Here is a 19,367-nt window from a genome sequence, read left to right on the forward strand (position 1 = left end):
AGTTGCATGGTGGATGCCTCTTGCCAGGACACAGGTCATTTCCTTGATGATGAGCAATGTGCCTATTAAAAAGTGTCCACCATGTCTCCGAACACCTGTCCACCATGTGTCCGGTACATACACTCCCGGAGGGAGAGGGGACCGACCGCGTTGTCTGGCGCTGTCCGCCGACCTGAACGACCGAGTCGATTATGGATTCACTCGAAATCGTTCAGATCGGCAAATGATTCGGCCATCCCCCGCTCGGTTCCCTCTCCCTCTGGGAGAGGGCTAGGGTGAGGGGCTTTTGCTTTTCAGCTGTTGGCACAAATCTCGCTAAGTAAACCGCACAGGTAACCAACGGCGGTTGCCCCACCTACGACAAAGACGTCGCTCACCCCGTTCGCCCCTCGGCGAATCAGGTAGCGGCGTTTTTGCGTTTTGGCCCCATAGAGCGGGGCCGGTGGTGCGGCCGTGAGGCGCTCCACCTGCTGTGCATGACTCCTTTCGAGAATCTTTTCAGCCGAGGTGCGCGATGAATTCAAGCTTCTGGAAATCCGGCCATACCCCGACCCTGTTCGCGGCCTTCCTGTATTTCGACCTGAGCTTCATGGTCTGGTACCTGCTCGGCCCGCTGGCGGTGCAGATTGCCGCCGACCTGCACCTGACCACCCAGCAACGCGGCCTCGTCGTCGCCACGCCGATTCTCGCCGGCGCGGTGTTGCGCTTCGCCATGGGCATGCTCGCTGATCGCTTGTCGCCGAAGACCGCCGGACTGATCGGCCAGGTCATCGTCATCTGCGCGCTGTTCGGCGCCTGGAAACTCGGCATCCACAGTTATGAACAGGCGCTGATCCTCGGACTGTTCCTCGGCATGGCCGGCGCGTCGTTCGCCGTGGCGCTGCCGCTGGCCTCGCAGTGGTACCCGCCAGAGCACCAAGGCAAAGCCATGGGCATCGCCGGCGCGGGCAACTCCGGCACCGTGTTCGCCGCGCTGCTGGCGCCAGTGATTGCCGCCGCGTTCGGCTGGAGCAATGTCTTCGGTTTCGCCCTGATCCCGCTGGTTTTGACCTTGGTGCTGTTCGCCCTGTTGGCAAAAAACGCCCCGCAGCGGCCAAAACCGAAAGCGATGGCCGACTACTTCAAGGCCCTCGGTGATCGCGACAGTTGGTGGTTCATGTTTTTCTACAGCGTCACCTTCGGCGGCTTCATCGGCCTGGCCAGCGCCCTGCCCGGTTACTTCAACGATCAATACGGTCTGAGCCCGGTGACCGCCGGCTATTACACCGCTGCCTGCGTATTCGGCGGTAGCCTGATGCGGCCATTGGGTGGCGCGCTGGCCGATCGCTTCGGCGGCATCCGCACCTTGCTGGCGATGTACACCGTCGCTGCGATCTGCATCGCAGCGGTGGGCTTCAATCTGCCAAGCTCTTACGCGGCGCTGGCGCTTTTCGTCTGCACCATGCTCGGCTTGGGTGCTGGCAACGGTGCGGTTTTCCAATTGGTGCCGCAGCGTTTTCGTCTGGAGATCGGCGTGATGACCGGGTTGATCGGCATGGCCGGCGGTATCGGCGGCTTCGCCCTCGCCGCCGGCATGGGCGCGATCAAGCAAAGCACCGGCAGTTATCAACTGGCGCTGTGGTTGTTCGCCAGCCTCGGTGTGTTGGCTTGGTTTGGCCTGCACGGCGTCAAGCGTCGCTGGAGAACCACCTGGGGCTCGGCGGCGGTGACAGCGGCGCGGGTCTGAGGCCTCAATGGCCCTGCAACTGAGCTTCGCCGAAGCCAGCGCCACCGGCCCGCGCGCGGAGAATCAGGACGCCCTGCGTTCAGTGACACCGGCGCCGGCACTGGCGGTGAGCAAGGGTTATCTGTTCGCCATCGCCGACGGCGTCAGCCAATGCGCCGATGGCGGCCTCGCCGCGCGTTCGACCTTGCAGGCGCTGGCGCTGGACTACTACGCGACGCCGGAAACCTGGAGCGTGGCCCAAGCGCTGGATCGCCTGCTGCTCGCGCAAAATCGCTGGCTGCAGGCCAACGGCGGCGGGCAACCGCTGCTGACCACGGTCAGCGCGCTGGTGATGCGCGGTCGGCGCTTCACCCTCGCCCACGTCGGCGATTGCCGGGTCTATCGCTGGCACGCCGAGCGCTTGCAGCGCATCAGCGAGGATCACGTCTGGGAGCAACCGGGCATGCAGCACGTGCTCAAACGTGCGCTCGGGCTCGATCAGCATCTGGTCCTGGATTTCCTCGACGGCGAACTGCGTGAGGGCGAAAGCTTCGTGCTGCTCAGCGACGGCGTCTGGTCGACCTTGGGCGATACCGCGATCGCCGCGATTCTGCGCGATCAAGTGGATCTGCACAGCGCGGCGCAAACCTTGGTCAACGCCGCGCATCTGGCCGGCAGTCAGGACAACGCCAGTGCCCTGCTGGTGCGCGTCGATGCGCTGGGCGAAGCGAGCATCGGCGATGCGCTGGTGCAATTGCAGCAATGGCCACTGCCGCCAACGCTGAAACCCGGGCAAGCGTTTGAAGGCTGGCAGGTGCAAGGCATCATCGGCCAGAGCCAGCAATCATTGCTGTATCGCGTGCTCGATAGCCAGGGCCAGTCTTGGCTGTTGAAGACCTTGCCGACGCGCCTGGCCGACGACCCGCAAGCCGGGCAGGCGCTGCTGTCGGAAGAATGGTTCCTAAAGCGCGTGGCCGGCCGGCATTTTCCGCAAATCCATGCCTGCACTCAGCGTCAACATTTGTATTACGTCATGCGCGAATACGCCGGGACGACGCTGGCCGACGTGTTTCAACACAGCGGCCCGTTGCCTTTGGCGCAGTGGCAGGACATCGCCGAGCGGCTGTTGCGCGCGGTCGGGCTGCTGCATCGACGGCAGATTCTGCATCGCGACATCAAACCGGAAAACCTGTTGCTGGGGGATGATGGCGAGCTGCGCCTGCTGGATTTCGGCCTGGCTTATTGCCCGGGACTGTCCAAGGACGCGCCGTCGACCCTGCCGGGAACGCCTGGTTTCATCGCCCCGGAAGCGTTTCGCGGCGAACCACCGAGTGCGCAGCAGGATTTGTACTCAGTCGGCGTCACTCTCTATTACCTGCTCACCGGGCATTTCCCCTATGGCGAGATCGAAGCGTTTCAGCGGCCCCGATTCGGCGTGCCGGTGAGTGCCAGTCGCTATCGCCCGGACTTGCCGGAATGGCTGGCGCAAAGTCTGGAACGCGGCGTCGCCGCCGATCCGCAGCAACGCTTCGAAACCGCTGAAGAGTGGCTGCTGGTGCTGGAACAGGGTGAGCGGCAAAGTTTGAGTGTGCGGCCCCGGCCTTTGTTGGAGCGGGAGCCGTTGAAGGTCTGGCGGACCATGGCGTTGGTGGCGTTGCTCGGGAATGTAGTGCTGCTGGTTTTGTTGTTTCACAGTTGAACCGCGCCGCGCCATTCGCGAGCAAGCTCGCTCCCACAGGGCATTTGTGAACACCACAGCCCCCTGTGGGAGCGAGCTTGCTCGCGAAGGCGTCAGCCCAATCACCACTACTCTATGTGCCTGAACGCTCCACGAACGGGCAACCCGCTTCGATTCGGTGCAAAAAATCAACGCTATAACCGCGCCTAACCAATAAAACCGCGCTTCGCGTAGTTGGCACAACCACTGCATTACCCTTTTCACCATACATAAAGCCCAACCTTCAACGACGAAGGCTGCGCTTCCCGAGAGAACGGGACCAGGACAAAGGCGTCCTCGCTAGGCAACTAGCGGGACGCCTTTTTTTGTTTGCGCAAAATTTGTCGAGCAAGGCCCGACGGCCCACCAGAGGCCAGCCGCAGCTCCCGGAGAACCTGATGAAAAAACTCAAACTGGTGATGATCGGCAATGGCATGGCCGGGGTGCGTACCCTGGAAGAACTGCTCAAGCTGAGCGACGAGCTCTACGACATCACCGTCTTCGGCGCCGAACCGCACACCAACTACAACCGCATCCTGCTGTCGCCGGTGCTGGCCGGCGAGCAGACGTTCGAAGAGATCGTCCTCAACGACCTCGACTGGTATCTGGAAAACAACATCAAGTTGCTGCTCAACCGCAAAGTGGTGGAGATCGACCGGGTCAAACGCCGAGTGATTGCCGAGGACGGCACCGAAGCCGAGTACGATCGCCTGCTGATCGCCACCGGCTCGACCCCGTTCATCCTGCCAATCCCCGGCAACACTTTGCAGGGCGTGATCGGCTATCGCGACATCGCCGACACCCAGGCCATGATCGACACCGCCAGGACCCACAAGCACGCCGTAGTCATCGGCGGCGGCCTGCTCGGCCTCGAAGCGGCCAATGGCCTGATGCTGCGTGGCATGCACGTCACCGTGGTGCACCTCGGCGAATGGCTGCTGGAGCGGCAACTGGACAAGACCAGCGGCCAGCTTCTGCAATCGGCGCTGGAATCCCGTGGCCTGCATTTTCGCCTGTGCGAACAGACCCAAGCCCTGCACGATGCCGGCAATGGTCGGGTCGGCTCGGTGCAGTTCAAGAACGGCGACATCATTCCTGCCGATCTGGTGGTGATGGCCGCCGGCATCCGCCCCAACACCGAACTGGCAGAAAAGGCCGGCATTCCGTGCAATCGCGGGATTCTGGTCAACGACACCCTGCAAACCTACGACCCGCGCATCTACGCAATCGGCGAATGCGCCAGCCATCGCGGCATTGCCTACGGCCTCGTTGCGCCGCTGTTCGAACAAGCCAAGGTTTGCGCCAATCACCTCGCGCAACTGGGTTTCGCTCGCTATCAGGGCTCGGTGACTTCGACCAAATTGAAAGTCACCGGCATCGACCTGTTCTCCGCCGGCGATTTCATGGGCGGCGAAGGCACCGAGACCATCACCCTCTCCGACCCGATCGGCGGCGTGTACAAAAAACTGGTGATCAAGGATGACGTGCTGGTCGGCGCCTGTCTGTACGGCGATACGGCAGATGGCGGTTGGTATTTCCGGCAGATTCGTGAGAATCACGCCATCGGCGAGATCCGCGATCACCTCATGTTCGGCGAAAACGCTTTAGGCGACGTAGGACATCAGGGCCAGGACAAAGCCATGGTCATGGCCGACAGCGCCGAAGTGTGTGGCTGCAACGGTGTGTGCAAGGGCACCATCGTCAAGGCGATTCAGGAACACGGCCTGTTCAGCGTCGATGAAGTGAAGAAACACACCAAGGCTGCCAGCTCCTGCGGCTCCTGCGCCGGCCTTGTTGAACAGATCCTGATCAATACAGTGGGTGGCGCGGCCGACGTCAAACCGAAAAGCGAAAAAGCCATCTGCGGTTGCAGCGACCTCAACCACGGGCAGATTCGTCAGGCGATCCGTCAGGAACACCTGCTGACCATCGCCGAGACCATGAGTTATCTGAACTGGCGCACGCCCAATGGCTGCGCGACCTGTCGCCCGGCGCTCAACTACTACCTGATTTCCACCTGGCCGGGCGAAGCCAAGGACGACCCGCAATCGCGTCTGATCAACGAACGCGCCCACGCCAACATCCAGAAGGACGGCACCTATTCGGTGGTGCCGCGCATGTGGGGCGGCGTGACCAACCCATCGGAACTGCGGCGGATCGCCGATGTGGCCGACAAGTACAACGTGCCGATGGTCAAGGTCACCGGCGGTCAGCGGATCGACTTGCTGGGGATCAAGAAACAGGACCTGCCCGGCGTCTGGAAAGACCTCGACATGCCGTCCGGCCACGCCTACGGCAAATCCATCCGCACCGTGAAAACCTGCGTCGGCAGCGAGTTCTGCCGCTTCGGCACGCAGAACTCGACGCAACTGGGCATCGAACTCGAGCACGACCTGTTCAACATGTGGTCGCCGCACAAAGTGAAGCTGGCCGTGTCCGGTTGCCCACGCAACTGCTCGGAAGCGGGCATCAAGGACGTAGGAATTATCGGCGTCGACTCCGGCTGGGAGATGTACATCGGTGGCAATGGCGGGATCAAGACCGAAGTCGCCGAGTTCTTCGTCAAGCTCAAGACCGCCGAAGAAGTCCGTGAATACAACGGCGCGTTCCTGCAGCTGTATCGCGAAGAAGCCTTCTACCTCGAGCGCACCGTGCACTACTTGCAACGGGTCGGCATGGAGCACATCAAGAAAAACGTGCTCGAAGACGCCGAGCGGCGCAAGGCCTTGAACGAACGCCTGCAATTCTCCCTGTCATTAGAACAGGACCCGTGGAAGGAGCGCCTGGCGCAGCCGCAACTGAAGAAAGAATTCGACGTGATCCCCGTGAAAAACCTGGAGGTGCCGGCATGAACTGGCTCGATATCTGTGCGCTGGAAGAGATCAACGCCCTCGGTTCGCGGATCATTGCCGGGCCGAAAGGAGACATCGCGATTTTTCGTACAAGCGACGACGAGGTTTTCGCCCTCGATGACCGCTGCCCGCACAAGGGCGGCCCGCTGTCGCAGGGCCTGATCTATGGCAAGCGCGTGGCCTGCCCGCTGCACAACTGGCAGATCGACCTGGAAACCGGCGAAGCTCAGGCGCCGGACATCGGCTGTGCCCATCACCATCCGGCGCGGGTCGAGAACGGCCGGGTGCAACTGGCCCTGCGGGACGCCATCTGATGAACCGCCAGACGACCGCCTCGACCTGCTGTTACTGCGGGGTCGGCTGCGGCGTACTGATCGAGCATGACGGCGAGCGCATGCTCGGCGTCAGCGGCGATCCGGCGCACCCGGCCAACTTCGGCAAACTGTGCAGCAAAGGCTCGACGCTGCACCTGACCGGCGACCTCGCCGCCCGCGCCTTGTACCCGGAACTGCGCCTGGGCAAAGGCCTGGCGCGCAGCCGTACTGACTGGGATACCGCCCTCGACCACGCGACCAACGTGTTCGCCGAAACCATCGCCGAGCACGGCCCGGACAGTGTGGCGTTCTACATCTCCGGGCAGTTGCTCACCGAGGACTACTATGCCTTCAACAAACTGGCGCGGGCGCTGGTCGGCACCAACAACATCGACAGTAATTCGCGGCTGTGCATGTCCTCGGCGGTGGTCGGCTACAAACGCAGCCTCGGCGCCGACGCACCGCCGTGCAGTTACGAAGACCTGGAGCTGAGCGACTGCGTGATGATCGTCGGCAGTAACATAGCCTACGCCCATCCGGTACTTTTCCGTCGACTTGAAGAAGCCAAATCCCGTCGCCCGCAGATGAAAGTCATCGTGATCGACCCGCGTCGCACCGACACCTGCGATTTGGCTGACCTGCATCTGGCGATTCTTCCGGGCACAGATGTCGCGTTGTTCCATGGGATTTTGCATCTGCTGCTGTGGGAAGACTGGATCGATCGCGATTTCATCAAGGCGCACACCGAAGGCCTCGCCGAACTCAAAACGCTGGTCCGCGATTACACCCCGCAGATGGTTGCGCAACTGTGTGGCATCAGCATCGAGCAACTGCAGCAATGCGCAGAATGGGTCGGCACGGCGCCGAGCTTCCTGTCGCTGTGGTGCATGGGCCTGAATCAGTCCACCGCCGGCAGCGCAAAAAACAGTGCGCTGATCAATCTGCACCTGGCCACCGGGCAAATTGGCCGGCCCGGTGCAGGACCTTTCTCCCTGACCGGTCAGCCGAACGCCATGGGCGGGCGGGAAACCGGCAGTCTGTCGAATCTGCTGCCCGGTCACCGCGATGCCGCCAACCCGGAACATCGCGCCGAAGTGGCGGCGTACTGGGGGGTGGAGAGCTTGCCCGAGGCGCCGGGCCTGAGCGCCATCGAACTGTTCGAAAACCTGCGCAGCGGCAAAATCAAAGCGCTGTGGATTGCCTGTACCAATCCGGCGCAATCGATGCCTGATCAGAGCGCAGTCCGCGCAGCGCTTGAGGCCTGCCCTTTTGTGGTGTTGCAGGAAGCTTTTCGCACCACCGAAACCGCTGCGTTTGCCGATCTGCTGTTACCCGCCGCCAGTTGGGGCGAGAAAGAAGGTTCGGTGACCAACTCCGAGCGGCGCATTTCCCACGTGCGCAAAGCGGTTGTCGCACCAGGCGAAGCGCGACCGGACTGGGCGATCACGGTGGATTTCGCACAGCGTCTGGAGAAACGTCTGCGCCCCAAGCAGCCAAGCCTGTTCGCTTTCGATCAACCTTCGCAGTTGTTTGATGAATTCAAAGCGCTGACCCGTGGGCGAGACCTGGATCTGTCCGGGATCAGTCATGCCTTGATCGACGAGATCGGTCCGCAGCAATGGCCCTTCCCTGCCGGCGCCCGGCAAGGCACGCCACGCTTGTACGGCGACGGCATTTTTCCTACAGCCAGTGGCCGCGCGCAGTTCATTGCCGATCCGTACCGCGCCGCCAAGGAACAACGCGACGCGCGCTTCCCGCTGACTTTGATCACCGGCCGCCTGCGTGACCAGTGGCACGGCATGAGCCGCACCGGCACCGCCGCGCAATTGTTCGGCCACGTCAGCGAAGCCGTGCTGAGCCTGCACCCGGACGAAATGCGCCGGCACCGCTTGCAGCCCGGCGATCTGGTCAATCTGAAAAGCCGCCGTGGCGCGGTGATTGTTGCGGTCGGCAACGACGACAGCGTGCGTCCGGGCCAGGCGTTTCTGCCGATGCACTGGGGCGATCGCTATCTCAAGGGCGGCGTCAACACGCTGACCTTGCCGGCTTTTGATCCACTGTCCAAACAACCGGAGCTCAAGCACAGCGGCGTGCGTCTGGAGGCAGTCAACCTGCCGTGGCAGCTGTTCGCCTTGATCGAGGGTGATGTTCAACGGCATTTCGAGACGCTACGACCGCTGTGCGAGGCGTTTTCCTACGTCAGCCTCAGCCTTGTCGGTCGTGACCGGCCAGCGCTGCTGATACGCGCTGCACACGGCCAGGCGCCGGATCCACAGCTGCTGGGCGAGATCGACCAGTGCCTGTCACTGCTGGATGGCCCGGTTCTGGCCTATGACGATCCGCGTCGCGCCATTGGCAAGCGGGTGCGCATCGAAAACGGCCGTATCACTGCGATTCGCCTCGCCGGCGAAACCCTTGCGCAACACTGGTTGCAGAGCCTGTGGCTGGAGGGCCGCGCCGACCAACAACTGCGGCGCTGGCTGCTCGCGCCGATGAGCGCGCCGCCCGGCACTGTCGGAGCGATCGCCACCGACAAGACCTTGTGCAATTGCGAAAACGTCAGCCTCAACGCAGTCTGCGCCGGCATTCGCCAGGGCCTGGATCTGCAAGGCCTGAAAAAAACTCTCCGATGCGGTACGCAATGCGGTTCCTGCGTGCCGGAAATCAAGCGTCTGCTGGCTGCCGAAGCGCGGCCGGTCGCGGTCATTTAACGAGGACAACACCATGAATGCGAAAGTCTGGCTGGTGGGCGCAGGCCCTGGCGATCCGGAGTTGCTGACGCTCAAAGCGGTGCGCGCGTTGCGCGAGGCCGATGTGGTGATGATCGATGATCTGGTCAACGACGCGGTGCTGGAGCACTGCCCGGCTGCGCGGGTTATTCCCGTCGGCAAGCGCGGCGGCTGCCGTTCGACGCCACAGGCATTCATCCATCGGCTGATGCTGCGTTATGCACGCCAGGGCAAATGCGTCGTGCGGCTCAAGGGCGGCGATCCGTGCATTTTCGGCCGCGGTGGCGAAGAAGCGCAGTGGCTGCGCGAGCGCGGTGTTGAAGTGGAACTGGTCAATGGCATCACCGCAGGACTGGCCGGGGCGACCCAGTGCGATATTCCGCTGACGTTGCGGGGCGTGGCGCGCGGAGTAACGTTGGTGACTGCGCACACCCAGGATGACAGCCAGTTGAACTGGCAGGCGCTGGCGCAAGGCGGGACGACGCTGGTGATCTATATGGGGGTGGCCAAGCTGGGCGAGATTCGTGATCAGCTGCTGGCCGGAGGGATGGCGGCGGATACGCCGGTGGCGATGATCGAAAACGCCTCGTTGGTGCATCAGCGTGAATGTCGCAGTGATTTGACTGCGATGGCTGAGGATGCCTCGGCGTTTGAATTGAAGAGCCCGGCGATTCTGGTGATTGGCGCGGTGGCGGCCGCTGCTCAAGAGCAAAAGATCGCAGCCTTCGGTAGCTCCGGGACGGCGTACAACGCGCAGGCGCTTTAAGCGGCGAAGCCAAATCGCAGACAAAGAAAAGCCCGGCCTGAGCCGGGCTTTTCCATCAGCGGCAGCTAATTACTTAGCTTGAGCTTCAACCTGCGCTTCTACGCGACGGTTTACAGCGCGGCCAGCGTCAGTTTTGTTGTCAGCAACTGGGCGGGATTCGCCGTAGCCAACAGACTGAACGCGGGACGATTCAACACCGTACTGGTTGGTCAGAACTTGCTTAACGGCGTTTGCACGACGCTCGGACAGTTTCTGGTTGTAAGCGTCAGGACCGACGGAGTCAGTGTGACCTTCAACAGTAGTGGTGGTGGATGGGTACTGCTTCATGAAGTCAGCCAGGTTCTTGATGTCGCCGTAGCTGTTTGGCTTGACTACCGACTTGTCGAAGTCGAATTTCACGTCCAGCTCAACACGAACAACTTCAGCAACTGCTGGGCAGCCATCAGCGTCAACGGTTACGTTGGCTGGGGTGTCCGGGCACTTGTCAACGTTGTCGCAAACGCCATCGTTGTCGCTGTCGGAGCAGACTTCAGCAGGTGCTGGAACTGGAGCAGCAGCTGGCTTGGAGCCGCCACCGAAGTTCACACCGATACCGACGCTAGGAGCCCACTCGGTGTCGCCCTGGTCGATGTTGTACTGAGCTTCAACGCCGGCACGGGCGTAGAAGTTCTCGGTGAAGTACAGCTTGGCACCGCCGCCAACGTTGGCGAAGGTGGAACGGTTACGACCGTTCGAACCGTTCTGGTCGATGCTCTGGTCAGAGAAACCGGCCGAAACGTATGGACGAATCATGTCGCCTGGGTTGTTGAAGTGGTACAGAGCGTCCAGAGCGGTGTTAGCGCCTTTGACGTTCTTGCCATCGTCGGCACGTACGTTGTGCACTTCGTCGTAGCCCAGACGCAGTTCAACGTCGTCGGTCAGGAAGTAACCGATCGAACCGCCGAACAGGTTGCCGTTGTTCTTGAAGTTACGAGCGCTGTCGAATTGTTCTTTCTTAGCGAAGCCTTCGATTTCAACTGCGCCTTGGCCTTGTGCCAGAGCGCCGATCGAAGTGGCGGCAATCAGAGAACCAATGGCCAAGCCCAAGGTGTTTTTCAGTTTCATCCGTTAAATCCCCATCTGGTGATTGTGAAGCAGTCCCGCAAACCGGGGGACAACTCGGCGGCAAGTCTATCAGAACTTGCCTACACGTAAGAGATATTTGCGCTGAACTAAGTTTCAGCAATGCCTGCAAATTTCTCACGCAATTTATCTAGAGCGCGTTTGTAACGCATTTTTGTCGCACTCAAACCCATGTGCATGATGTCTGCGATCTCCTGAAACTCCAGCTCTGCGACAAATCGTAGCACCAGAATTTCGCGGTCAATCGGATTCACATACACCAGCCAGCGATCAAGCCCACCCTTCTCCTCCGGCTTCGGCGCCTTTTCTTCAGACGCTTCTTCAAGAGGGTCCAGACTGAGAGCGTCCATCAAGCGACGCTTACGCCGTTCCTTCCGATACTGCGTGATGCATTCGTTGTAAGTGATGCTGTAAAGCCAGGTTTTGAACTTCGATTTCCCCTCGAAGTTCTTCAGGCCATACAGCACCTTCAGCATCACTTCCTGACAGACATCGTCTGCGTCGCGATCGTTCCCAAGATATCTCGCGCAGACGTTAAATAATGTTCGCTGGTAACGCCGCATCAACTCTTCGTAGGCGCGCGTTACGTGAAACAGCTCGGTATGCGAGCGCGCGACCAACTCCTCATCAGAGAGCTCGCGGGGGTCGTAGCGCGTGGATAGCGGTTGGGCTTTATTCAAAACAAGTCGTGCCGACAGTCAGGTCAATGTCCGCCACAACCAGCCTCGGCTGGCATTTTGCGGCGGCATACATTAGCAGGGTTTGCCGGTTTAGCGGCTACTCACATGCTGTTCCAGCAGGATCCGATTGGAGAGAGAGACTAGCTCACCCTCATCGGTCAGCAATGTGGTTTTAACCGTGCCGATCTCTTCGATCTGGCCTTCGACCTCGCCAACACGCACTTGTTGCCCAACCTCGTACAGCTCACGCACATAGATTCCCGCAAGAATCTGACCGGCGATTTCCCGGCTTCCCAAACCCATGGCCAGCGCAACTGCCAGACCAACGGTAATCAATACGATGACAATCACATGGTTCAGCAGGTCGGTCTTGACCTCGAGCTGGCTGATCGCAACCGAAATGCTGATGATGATCACCAGCCCCTGCGCGATCCGTCCCAACCCCGAAGCGTAGTCCAGGCCTACGCCTTCTGCTGCGCCGCGCACCAGCCCGTTGGCCAGTTGCGCGAGCAGCACACCGACCAGCAACACCAGCGCGGCGCCGAATACTTTCGGCAGATACAACGCCAGCATGTCCAGCGTAGCTGAAACTCGTTCAAGGCCAAGGGATTCTGCCGCAGATACCAGAAAAATCAGCAGAACGAACCAGTAGACGATTTTACCGATCAGCGTCGAGATCGGCACCTGCAGCCCGGCGCGCGACATCAACTTGGTCAACCCGGTGCCGCCCATCAGGCGATCAAGGCCGAGTTTGGCGAGCAATTTGGAGAGCAAGGTGTCGAGCAGCTTGGCCACGACGAAACCCAGCAGCAGCACAACCAGTGCGCCGAACAGGTTCGGAATGAAATTAGCGACTTTGGTCCACAACGCAGTCATTGCAGTGACGAGGCTCTGAGTCCAGAGATCAAGTTCCATATTCAATCAGCCTTATCAGCAGTGCGAGCAGTGGTTTTACGAAGACGGGAAACCGGCGAGACATGCGCCGAGCCATTGTTCAGGGCAATCATCAGCGCGGGCAGCCAGCGGCCCAGCAGGCTGAACAGATCACCGGCGCCGACCTGGCGGTTGGCGGTTTTGAGTACGCGGCCAAGGCACGCATCGTCGTCGCGGCTGGACGGCGAAGCGTTGAGCATGTCGCGCAAAGACTGTTCAAACGGATCGTGCATACGCACCTCTCGTGATGTCTGTGAAAGACGCGGGCAGATTTATTCGGGTCACATGCGCCATGTTCACACCCAGCGCAATCGACGGAACAACCACCACTGGCCGCATGCCAGGGCGAGCACCGTCAGACAGGCGATCAGGAAGCCATACGGGCTTTCGGCGAACGGAATACCGCCGACATTTATCCCGAGCAGACCGGTGATGAAACTCATCGGTAAAAAGATGCAGGTAATGATGCCGAAGCGGTACATGGTGCGGTTCATGTGCACGCTCAAACGCCGGTCTTCGGCCTCCAGCACAAGCCCCACGCGCTCTCGGGTCAATTCGAGCTCTTCCAGATAACGGGTCAGGCTGTTGTTCAATTCGTTCCAGTAGTCGGCGTCGTCTTCGACGAACCACGGCAGTTTGATCCGCGTCAGCTGTCCGAAAATATCCCGCTGTGGGGCGAGAAAACGCTTCAGCCCAGCGGCTCTGCGGCGGATGTGCAAAATGGCCCCATGCTCGGGGGTATACCGTTCGTCGGCGTCGAGTTTTTCTTCCTCTTCATCCACCACTTCCGACAGGCATGTGACCAGATCCTGCACTTTATTGGTGAGGAACTGCGCCAGATACAGCATCAATTCCGAAGAAGTTTTCGGCCCTTTGCCCTCAACGAGGAGCGCCAGCAACTCATCCGTAGCCCGCAACGGACGCAAGCGCAGGGAAATCACTCGCTGAGCCGAGGCGAAAATCCGCACCGAGACCATGTCTTCCGGCTCGGCGCCCGGGTTGAGATTGACCCCGCGCAGAAACAGCAGCAGCTCGGAGTCGGGCAATGGCAACAGACGCGGGCGAGTATTCTCTTCCAGCAACAGATCGCAGGTGAATTCATTGAGCCCGCTGGACTTGCGCAGCCAGGTCTGGGTCTGCGGATGGCTGCGATCCCAGTGCAGCCACAGGCTTTCATGGGCCTGCAGCTGCAAATCGTCGAGCTCAGTCCGGGCTATCGAACGCGCACCGCCCTTGCCATCAAGCACCAGGGCATGCACCAGCCCCCATTGCGCGTTTTCTTCCTCGAACATCCGCATCCCTTGTCGAAAAGCTTATTCAGGCATTTTCAGCGGGCTCGGCGACACGATCACGCCGTTGTTGTCCGCATAAATGTATTGGCCTGGGTGGAACGTCACGCCGGCGAACGTCACCGGGACGTTGAGGTCGCCAATGCCGCGCTTGTCGGTTTTCATCGGGTGACTGGCCAGCGCCTGCACACCGAGATCGGTCTGCGCAATGACGTCGACGTCACGGATGCACCCGTAGATCACCAGCCCCTCCCAACCGTTCTGCGCGGCCTTGGCGGCGATCATGTCGCCCAGCAGGGCGCGGCGCAGCGAACCGCCGCCATCGACCACCAGCACTTTGCCTTTGCCGTTGAGTTCGGCCTGCTCCTTGACCAGCGAATTGTCTTCGAAGCACTTGATGGTCACGATTTCGCCGCCGAAGGAATCCCGGCCGCCGAAATTGCTGAACATCGGTTCCAGCACCTGCACCAGCTCCGGGTAGGCGTCGCACAAGTCAGGCGTAAGGTAATGTTCCATCGAAAAACTCCTGTAACAAGGAAGACGATCAAGGATGCCGCATTCTGATGAGACGAGTTCCGGCGGTCGCTGTTTACCTTAGTCCATGCCATGGTCGCTGACGCAACCTGAACAAACCCTGAAACGTAATAGCTAAACAGTCACGAAATATGACCAGAACCGCACAATGCGTCATATCTTAGCCGCAAGCCAGGCTGAACGGAACGCCCCTCACACCGCAGCGGCCAGATCCGTCGTCTGCGCCAGCAACGGCGTCTGCTGATCGTTCAACCAGCGCGCCACCAGCGGCCACACTTCAGCCTGCGCTGCTTTGCTCACCAACATTTCGACATGGCCGAAATTGTCCGAGAAGCCCTGCTCGCGGCCCAGGTTGATGAACTGCTTGCACTCTGAGCCGATCTGCTCGAACAGCTTACGGCAGGCCCACGCTGGATCCTGATGATCCCCCGCTGCGGTCACCGCCAGCACCGGCACCTGCACCTCGGCAAGTCCGGCCCACCAGTCCTTTTCCTTGTCGCCGAAGCGGCCGAACAAGCCGTACCAGCGCATGCTTTCGATGGCCAGGCCGATCGGCTCGTCTTCCGGGCCGCGTTTGAGGCGTGAGCCGGACAACTGCGCGAAACGTTTGAGAATAAAGCGCCCGCCCCACTCCACCGGTGGGATTTTCAACGGCCAGTAGGTGCGGCTAACCTGCGTGCCGAAAAACGCCGCCGAGGCCACGGCCGGTTCGCCGAGATATTCGCCACCGAGCGCCGCCGCCAGGGTGATGCCGCCCAGCGAATGGCCGATCCAGTGCGGGATCTGTCCGCTCTGCTCACGCACGAACGCGGCAATCGCCGGCAGATCGTAGCGGGCGTAGTCGGCCACACGATTTCGCCGATAGTCTTCGTTGCGCTGAGACAGGCCGTGACCGCGCATTTCCGGGATCCACACGTCGAAGCCCAGCCGCGTCAGATACGCGCCGAGCCCGAGGCCTTTGGGGGAAAACCAGAAGCGCCGATTGGAAAAGCTGCCGTGCAACAGAATCACCGGCACGCCGCGTGGCGCCGTGTCATCGGCCATGCCCAGGCGGGTGACGGCGATCTCCACGGACCAGTCCGGGCTGTTGCCGGGTTTCAATCGATAGACGTCTTCGCTCAGATCGCCGCGCCGCTCGGCGCTGATCAGCGCGACAGGAAACAGGTTGCTGCTGCTTTGCATAATGCTCTTGCACAAAAAAGGGCGGCATCCGCTGGAGCCCGCCCTACTTCAATCTCAAGGCCCGCTCCCACATGGGGCGCGGGCCAATTACATACTGATCAAGCCTGGCCTTCGGCGAGGAAGAACCAGGTTTCCAGCACGGTGTCCGGGTTCAGCGACACGCTTTCGATGCCCTGTTCCATCAGCCACTTGGCCAGATCCGGGTGGTCCGAAGGACCCTGACCGCAGATGCCGATGTACTTGCCGGCCTTGTTGCAGGCCTGAATGGCGTTGGCCAACAGCTTCTTCACCGCCGGATTCCGCTCGTCGAACAGGTGCGCGATGATCCCGGAGTCACGGTCCAGACCCAAAGTCAGTTGGGTCAGGTCGTTGGAGCCGATCGAGAAACCGTCGAAGAATTCGAGGAATTCCTCGGCCAGAATCGCGTTGGATGGCAGTTCGCACATCATGATCACGCGCAGACCGTTCTCGCCGCGCTTCAAGCCGTTCTCGGCGAGCAGATCGACCACCTGGCTGGCTTCGCCCAGAGTACGGACGAACGGCACCATGATTTCAACGTTAGTCAGGCCCATCTCGTTGCGCACACGTTTCAGCGCGCGGCATTCGAGCTCGAAGCAATCGCGGAACGATTCGCTGATGTAACGCGAAGCACCACGGAAACCCAGCATCGGGTTCTCTTCTTCCGGCTCGTAGAGCTTGCCGCCGATCAGGTTGGCGTATTCGTTGGACTTAAAGTCCGACAGACGCACGATGACTTTTTTCGGCGTGAACGCTGCAGCCAGGGTGCTGATGCCTTCCACCAGTTTGTCGACGTAGAAGTCGACCGGGTCGCTGTAACCGGCAATACGCTTGTCGACGCTGTCCTTGATTTCCTGCGGCAGGCCGTCGTAGTTCAACAGCGCTTTCGGGTGCACGCCGATCATGCGGTTGATGATGAATTCCAGACGCGCCAGACCAACGCCGGCGTTCGGCAATTGCGCGAAGTCGAAGGCGCGATCCGGATTGCCGACGTTCATCATGATCTTGAACGGCAGCTCCGGCATGGCGTCGACGGAGTTCTTCTTGATGTCGAAGCCCAGTTCGCCTTCGAAGATGTAGCCGGTGTCGCCTTCGGCGCAGGACACGGTCACGCCCTGGCCATCCTTCAGCAGCTGGGTGGCGTTGCCGCAACCGACCACCGCCGGAATGCCCAGCTCACGGGCGATGATCGCCGCGTGGCAGGTACGCCCGCCACGGTTGGTGACGATCGCGCTGGCGCGCTTCATCACTGGTTCCCAGTCCGGGTCGGTCATGTCGGAAACCAGCACGTCGCCCGGCTGGACTTTGTCCATTTCCGAGACGTCTTTGATGATCCGTACTTTGCCGGCGCCGATGCGCTGGCCGATCGCCCGACCTTCCACCAGCACGGTGCCGGTCTCTTTCAGCAGGTAACGTTCCATGACGTTGGCCTGGGTGCGGCTTTTCACGGTTTCCGGACGCGCCTGCACGATGTACAGCTTGCCGTCGTCACCGTCCTTGGCCCACTCGATGTCCATCGGGCAGCCGTAGTGCTTCTCGATGATCATCGCCTGCTTGGCCAGCTCACTGACTTCGGCGTCCGTCAGGCAGAAACGCGCGCGTTCGGCCTTGTCGACATCGACAGTCTTGACCGAACGACCGGCCTTGGCCTCGTCGCCGTAGATCATCTTGATGGCTTTGCTGCCCAGATTGCGACGCAGGATGGCCGGACGACCGGCCTCCAGCGTGCCTTTGTGGACGTAGAACTCATCCGGGTTGACCGCGCCTTGTACGACGGTTTCACCCAGGCCGTAAGCGCCGGTGATGAACACCACGTCACGGAAACCCGATTCGGTATCGAGGGTGAACATCACGCCGGCGGTGCCGGTTTCCGAACGCACCATGCGCTGCACGCCAGCCGACAGGGCGACCAGTTTGTGGTCGAAGCCCTGGTGCACGCGGTAGGAAATCGCACGGTCGTTGAACAGCGAAGCGAACACCTCTTTGGCGGCGCGGATAACGTTTTCCACACCACGGATGTTCAGGAAGGTTTCCTGCTGACCGGCGAAGGACGCGTCCGGCAGGTCTTCGGCGGTGGCGGAAGAACGCACGGCCACGGCCACATCAGGATTGCCCGCCGACAGCGCGGCGAACGCGGTGCGGATCTCGGCATTCAGTTTTTCGGGAAATTCGGCTTCCATGATCCATTGGCGGATCTGCGCACCGGTCTTGGCCAGGGCATTGACGTCGTCGACGTCGAGCGCGTCGAGGGCCTTGTGGATCTGCTCGTTCAGGCCGCTCAGTTCGAGGAAGTCACGATAGGCCTGAGCCGTCGTGGCGAAGCCGCCGGGGACCGAAACACCGGCGCCTGCCAGGTTACTGATCATCTCGCCCAGGGATGCGTTCTTGCCCCCCACATGCTCAACATCGTGTTTGCCGAGCTTATCGAGGGAAACTACGTACTCTACCAAGGTGATCTCTCCACTAACTGTGTTGGAAAAGCTCAGAAACCGGCGGCCCGGGGGAGCCTTGGCCGGTTGTATGGCCTGGACCTGGAAAATAAGTGAGAATGCGGGCCAATGGCGGCCGGCAAATCGCGCCTATCATATCCAAGATTCGTTACTAGCTTAAGGCCCAAGGTGCAAATGAAACGATCTGCTTTCTTCATCTCCGATGGCACCGGCATTACCGCCGAAACCCTGGGTCAAAGCCTGTTGGCGCAGTTCGAAAACATTACCTTCAGCAAATTCACGCGGCCCTACATCGACAGCGTGGAAAAAGCGCGGGCCATGGTACAACAAATCAACAAAGCCGCTGAAACCGACGGCTTTCGGCCGATCATCTTCGACACCATCGTCAATCAGGACATTCGTGAGATTCTCGCAACGTCCAATGGTTTCATGATCGACATTTTCTCGACCTTCCTCGCGCCGCTCGAACAGGAGCTCACCGAGCATTCTTCCTACACCGTCGGCAAATCCCATTCCATCGGGCACAACTCCAATTACATGGAGCGCATCGAGGCGGTGAACTTCGCCCTCGACAACGATGACGGCGCGCGCACCCACTATTACGACAAAGCCGATCTGATACTAGTGGGCGTGTCGCGATGCGGCAAAACGCCGACGTGTCTGTACATGGCCATGCAGTTCGGCATCCGCGCGGCCAACTATCCGCTGACCGAAGACGACATGGAGCGCCTGACCCTGCCGACGGCCCTGCGCGCCCATCAGCACAAGCTGTTCGGCCTGACCATCGACCCCGACCGCCTGACTGCGATCCGCAACGAGCGCAAGCCCAACAGCCGTTATTCGAGCTACGCCCAGTGCGAATTCGAAGTGCGCGAAGTGGAGAACCTGTTCCGCCGCGAAAACATTCCGCATATCAATTCCACGCATTTCTCGGTGGAAGAGATTTCGGCGAAGATTCTGGTGGAGAAAGGCGTTGAGCGGCGGTTCAAGTAGTCCGGCGTTGCCTGATCTGGCGCCTTCGCGAGCAGGCTCGCTCCCACAGTGGACCTGCATCGTAACGACTGTGGGAGCGAGCC

At 60.7% G+C, this 19,367-nt stretch carries 15 protein-coding genes; 7 read left to right on the plus strand and 8 right to left on the minus strand.

Annotation, left to right across the window (positions count from 1 at the left end; all coding sequences use genetic code 11):
• The first annotated feature begins 514 nt into the window (after positions 1–514).
• The 6 genes from QMX86_RS21665 (at position 515) to cobA (ending at position 10,083) form a co-directional block, all read left to right on the plus strand.
• Entirely contained in the window at positions 515–1,726 is a 1,212-nt protein-coding gene (locus QMX86_RS21665; RefSeq protein ID WP_016773839.1) for a nitrate/nitrite transporter, read from the plus strand.
• A 7-nt stretch (positions 1,727–1,733) separates the two neighbouring features.
• Positions 1,734–3,404, plus strand: a complete 1,671-nt coding sequence (locus QMX86_RS21670; RefSeq protein ID WP_282387701.1) for a bifunctional protein-serine/threonine kinase/phosphatase — start codon at positions 1,734–1,736, stop codon at positions 3,402–3,404.
• A 416-nt stretch (positions 3,405–3,820) separates the two neighbouring features.
• Complete coding sequence (gene nirB / locus QMX86_RS21675; protein ID WP_282385957.1) at positions 3,821–6,274, plus strand: nitrite reductase large subunit NirB; 2,454 nt, start codon at positions 3,821–3,823, stop codon at positions 6,272–6,274.
• Entirely contained in the window at positions 6,271–6,588 is a 318-nt protein-coding gene (gene nirD, locus QMX86_RS21680) for a nitrite reductase small subunit NirD (protein WP_016773836.1), read from the plus strand. The genes nirB and nirD overlap by 4 nt, the downstream gene beginning before the upstream one ends.
• Complete coding sequence (locus tag QMX86_RS21685; protein ID WP_282385959.1) at positions 6,588–9,299, plus strand: nitrate reductase; 2,712 nt, start codon at positions 6,588–6,590, stop codon at positions 9,297–9,299. The genes nirD and QMX86_RS21685 overlap by 1 nt, the downstream gene beginning before the upstream one ends.
• Positions 9,300–9,312: 13 nt before the next feature.
• Complete coding sequence (cobA, locus tag QMX86_RS21690) at positions 9,313–10,083, plus strand: uroporphyrinogen-III C-methyltransferase (protein WP_282385961.1); 771 nt, start codon at positions 9,313–9,315, stop codon at positions 10,081–10,083.
• Between the two features lie 69 nt (positions 10,084–10,152).
• On the opposite strand, the gene QMX86_RS21695 is transcribed toward cobA, so the two are convergent.
• From QMX86_RS21695 to ppsA, 8 genes are all read right to left on the minus strand, one after another.
• On the minus strand, positions 10,153–11,187 hold the full coding sequence (locus tag QMX86_RS21695; RefSeq protein WP_071171582.1) for an OmpA family protein: 1,035 nt from the start codon (positions 11,185–11,187) through the stop codon (positions 10,153–10,155).
• Positions 11,188–11,294: 107 nt separating this feature from the next.
• Positions 11,295–11,885: an RNA polymerase sigma factor SigX gene (sigX, locus tag QMX86_RS21700; protein ID WP_016773832.1), complete on the minus strand. Its 591-nt coding sequence runs from the start codon at positions 11,883–11,885 to the stop codon at positions 11,295–11,297.
• A gap of 90 nt (positions 11,886–11,975) precedes the next feature.
• Positions 11,976–12,800, minus strand: a complete 825-nt coding sequence (locus tag QMX86_RS21705) for a mechanosensitive ion channel domain-containing protein (RefSeq protein WP_016773831.1) — start codon at positions 12,798–12,800, stop codon at positions 11,976–11,978.
• Between the two features lie 2 nt (positions 12,801–12,802).
• The gene (locus tag QMX86_RS21710; protein WP_003223293.1) at positions 12,803–13,051 is read right to left on the minus strand and encodes a hypothetical protein; all 249 of its coding nucleotides are present in this window, start codon (positions 13,049–13,051) and stop codon (positions 12,803–12,805) included.
• Between the two features lie 63 nt (positions 13,052–13,114).
• Positions 13,115–14,110: a zinc transporter ZntB gene (locus QMX86_RS21715; RefSeq protein ID WP_073473971.1), complete on the minus strand. Its 996-nt coding sequence runs from the start codon at positions 14,108–14,110 to the stop codon at positions 13,115–13,117.
• A gap of 21 nt (positions 14,111–14,131) precedes the next feature.
• Positions 14,132–14,623, minus strand: coding sequence for a ribonuclease E activity regulator RraA (gene rraA, locus QMX86_RS21720; protein WP_016773829.1), 492 nt, complete (start codon positions 14,621–14,623; stop codon positions 14,132–14,134).
• Between the two features lie 210 nt (positions 14,624–14,833).
• Positions 14,834–15,823, minus strand: coding sequence for an alpha/beta fold hydrolase (locus tag QMX86_RS21725; RefSeq protein ID WP_273527291.1), 990 nt, complete (start codon positions 15,821–15,823; stop codon positions 14,834–14,836).
• A 98-nt stretch (positions 15,824–15,921) separates the two neighbouring features.
• Positions 15,922–18,291, minus strand: coding sequence for a phosphoenolpyruvate synthase (ppsA, locus tag QMX86_RS21730; protein ID WP_122506517.1), 2,370 nt, complete (start codon positions 18,289–18,291; stop codon positions 15,922–15,924).
• A gap of 174 nt (positions 18,292–18,465) precedes the next feature.
• Here ppsA and QMX86_RS21735 point away from each other — a divergent pair, with 174 nt between their 5' ends.
• Positions 18,466–19,284 carry a pyruvate, water dikinase regulatory protein gene (locus QMX86_RS21735; RefSeq protein WP_016773826.1) on the plus strand — a complete coding sequence of 273 codons (819 nt, stop codon included), beginning with the start codon at positions 18,466–18,468 and terminating at the stop codon, positions 19,282–19,284.
• The last annotated feature ends 83 nt before the right edge of the window (positions 19,285–19,367 follow it).

It is taken from the genome of Pseudomonas sp. PS01270 (genome assembly GCF_029959775.1).
GTDB lineage: Bacteria > Pseudomonadota > Gammaproteobacteria > Pseudomonadales > Pseudomonadaceae > Aquipseudomonas > Aquipseudomonas atacamensis.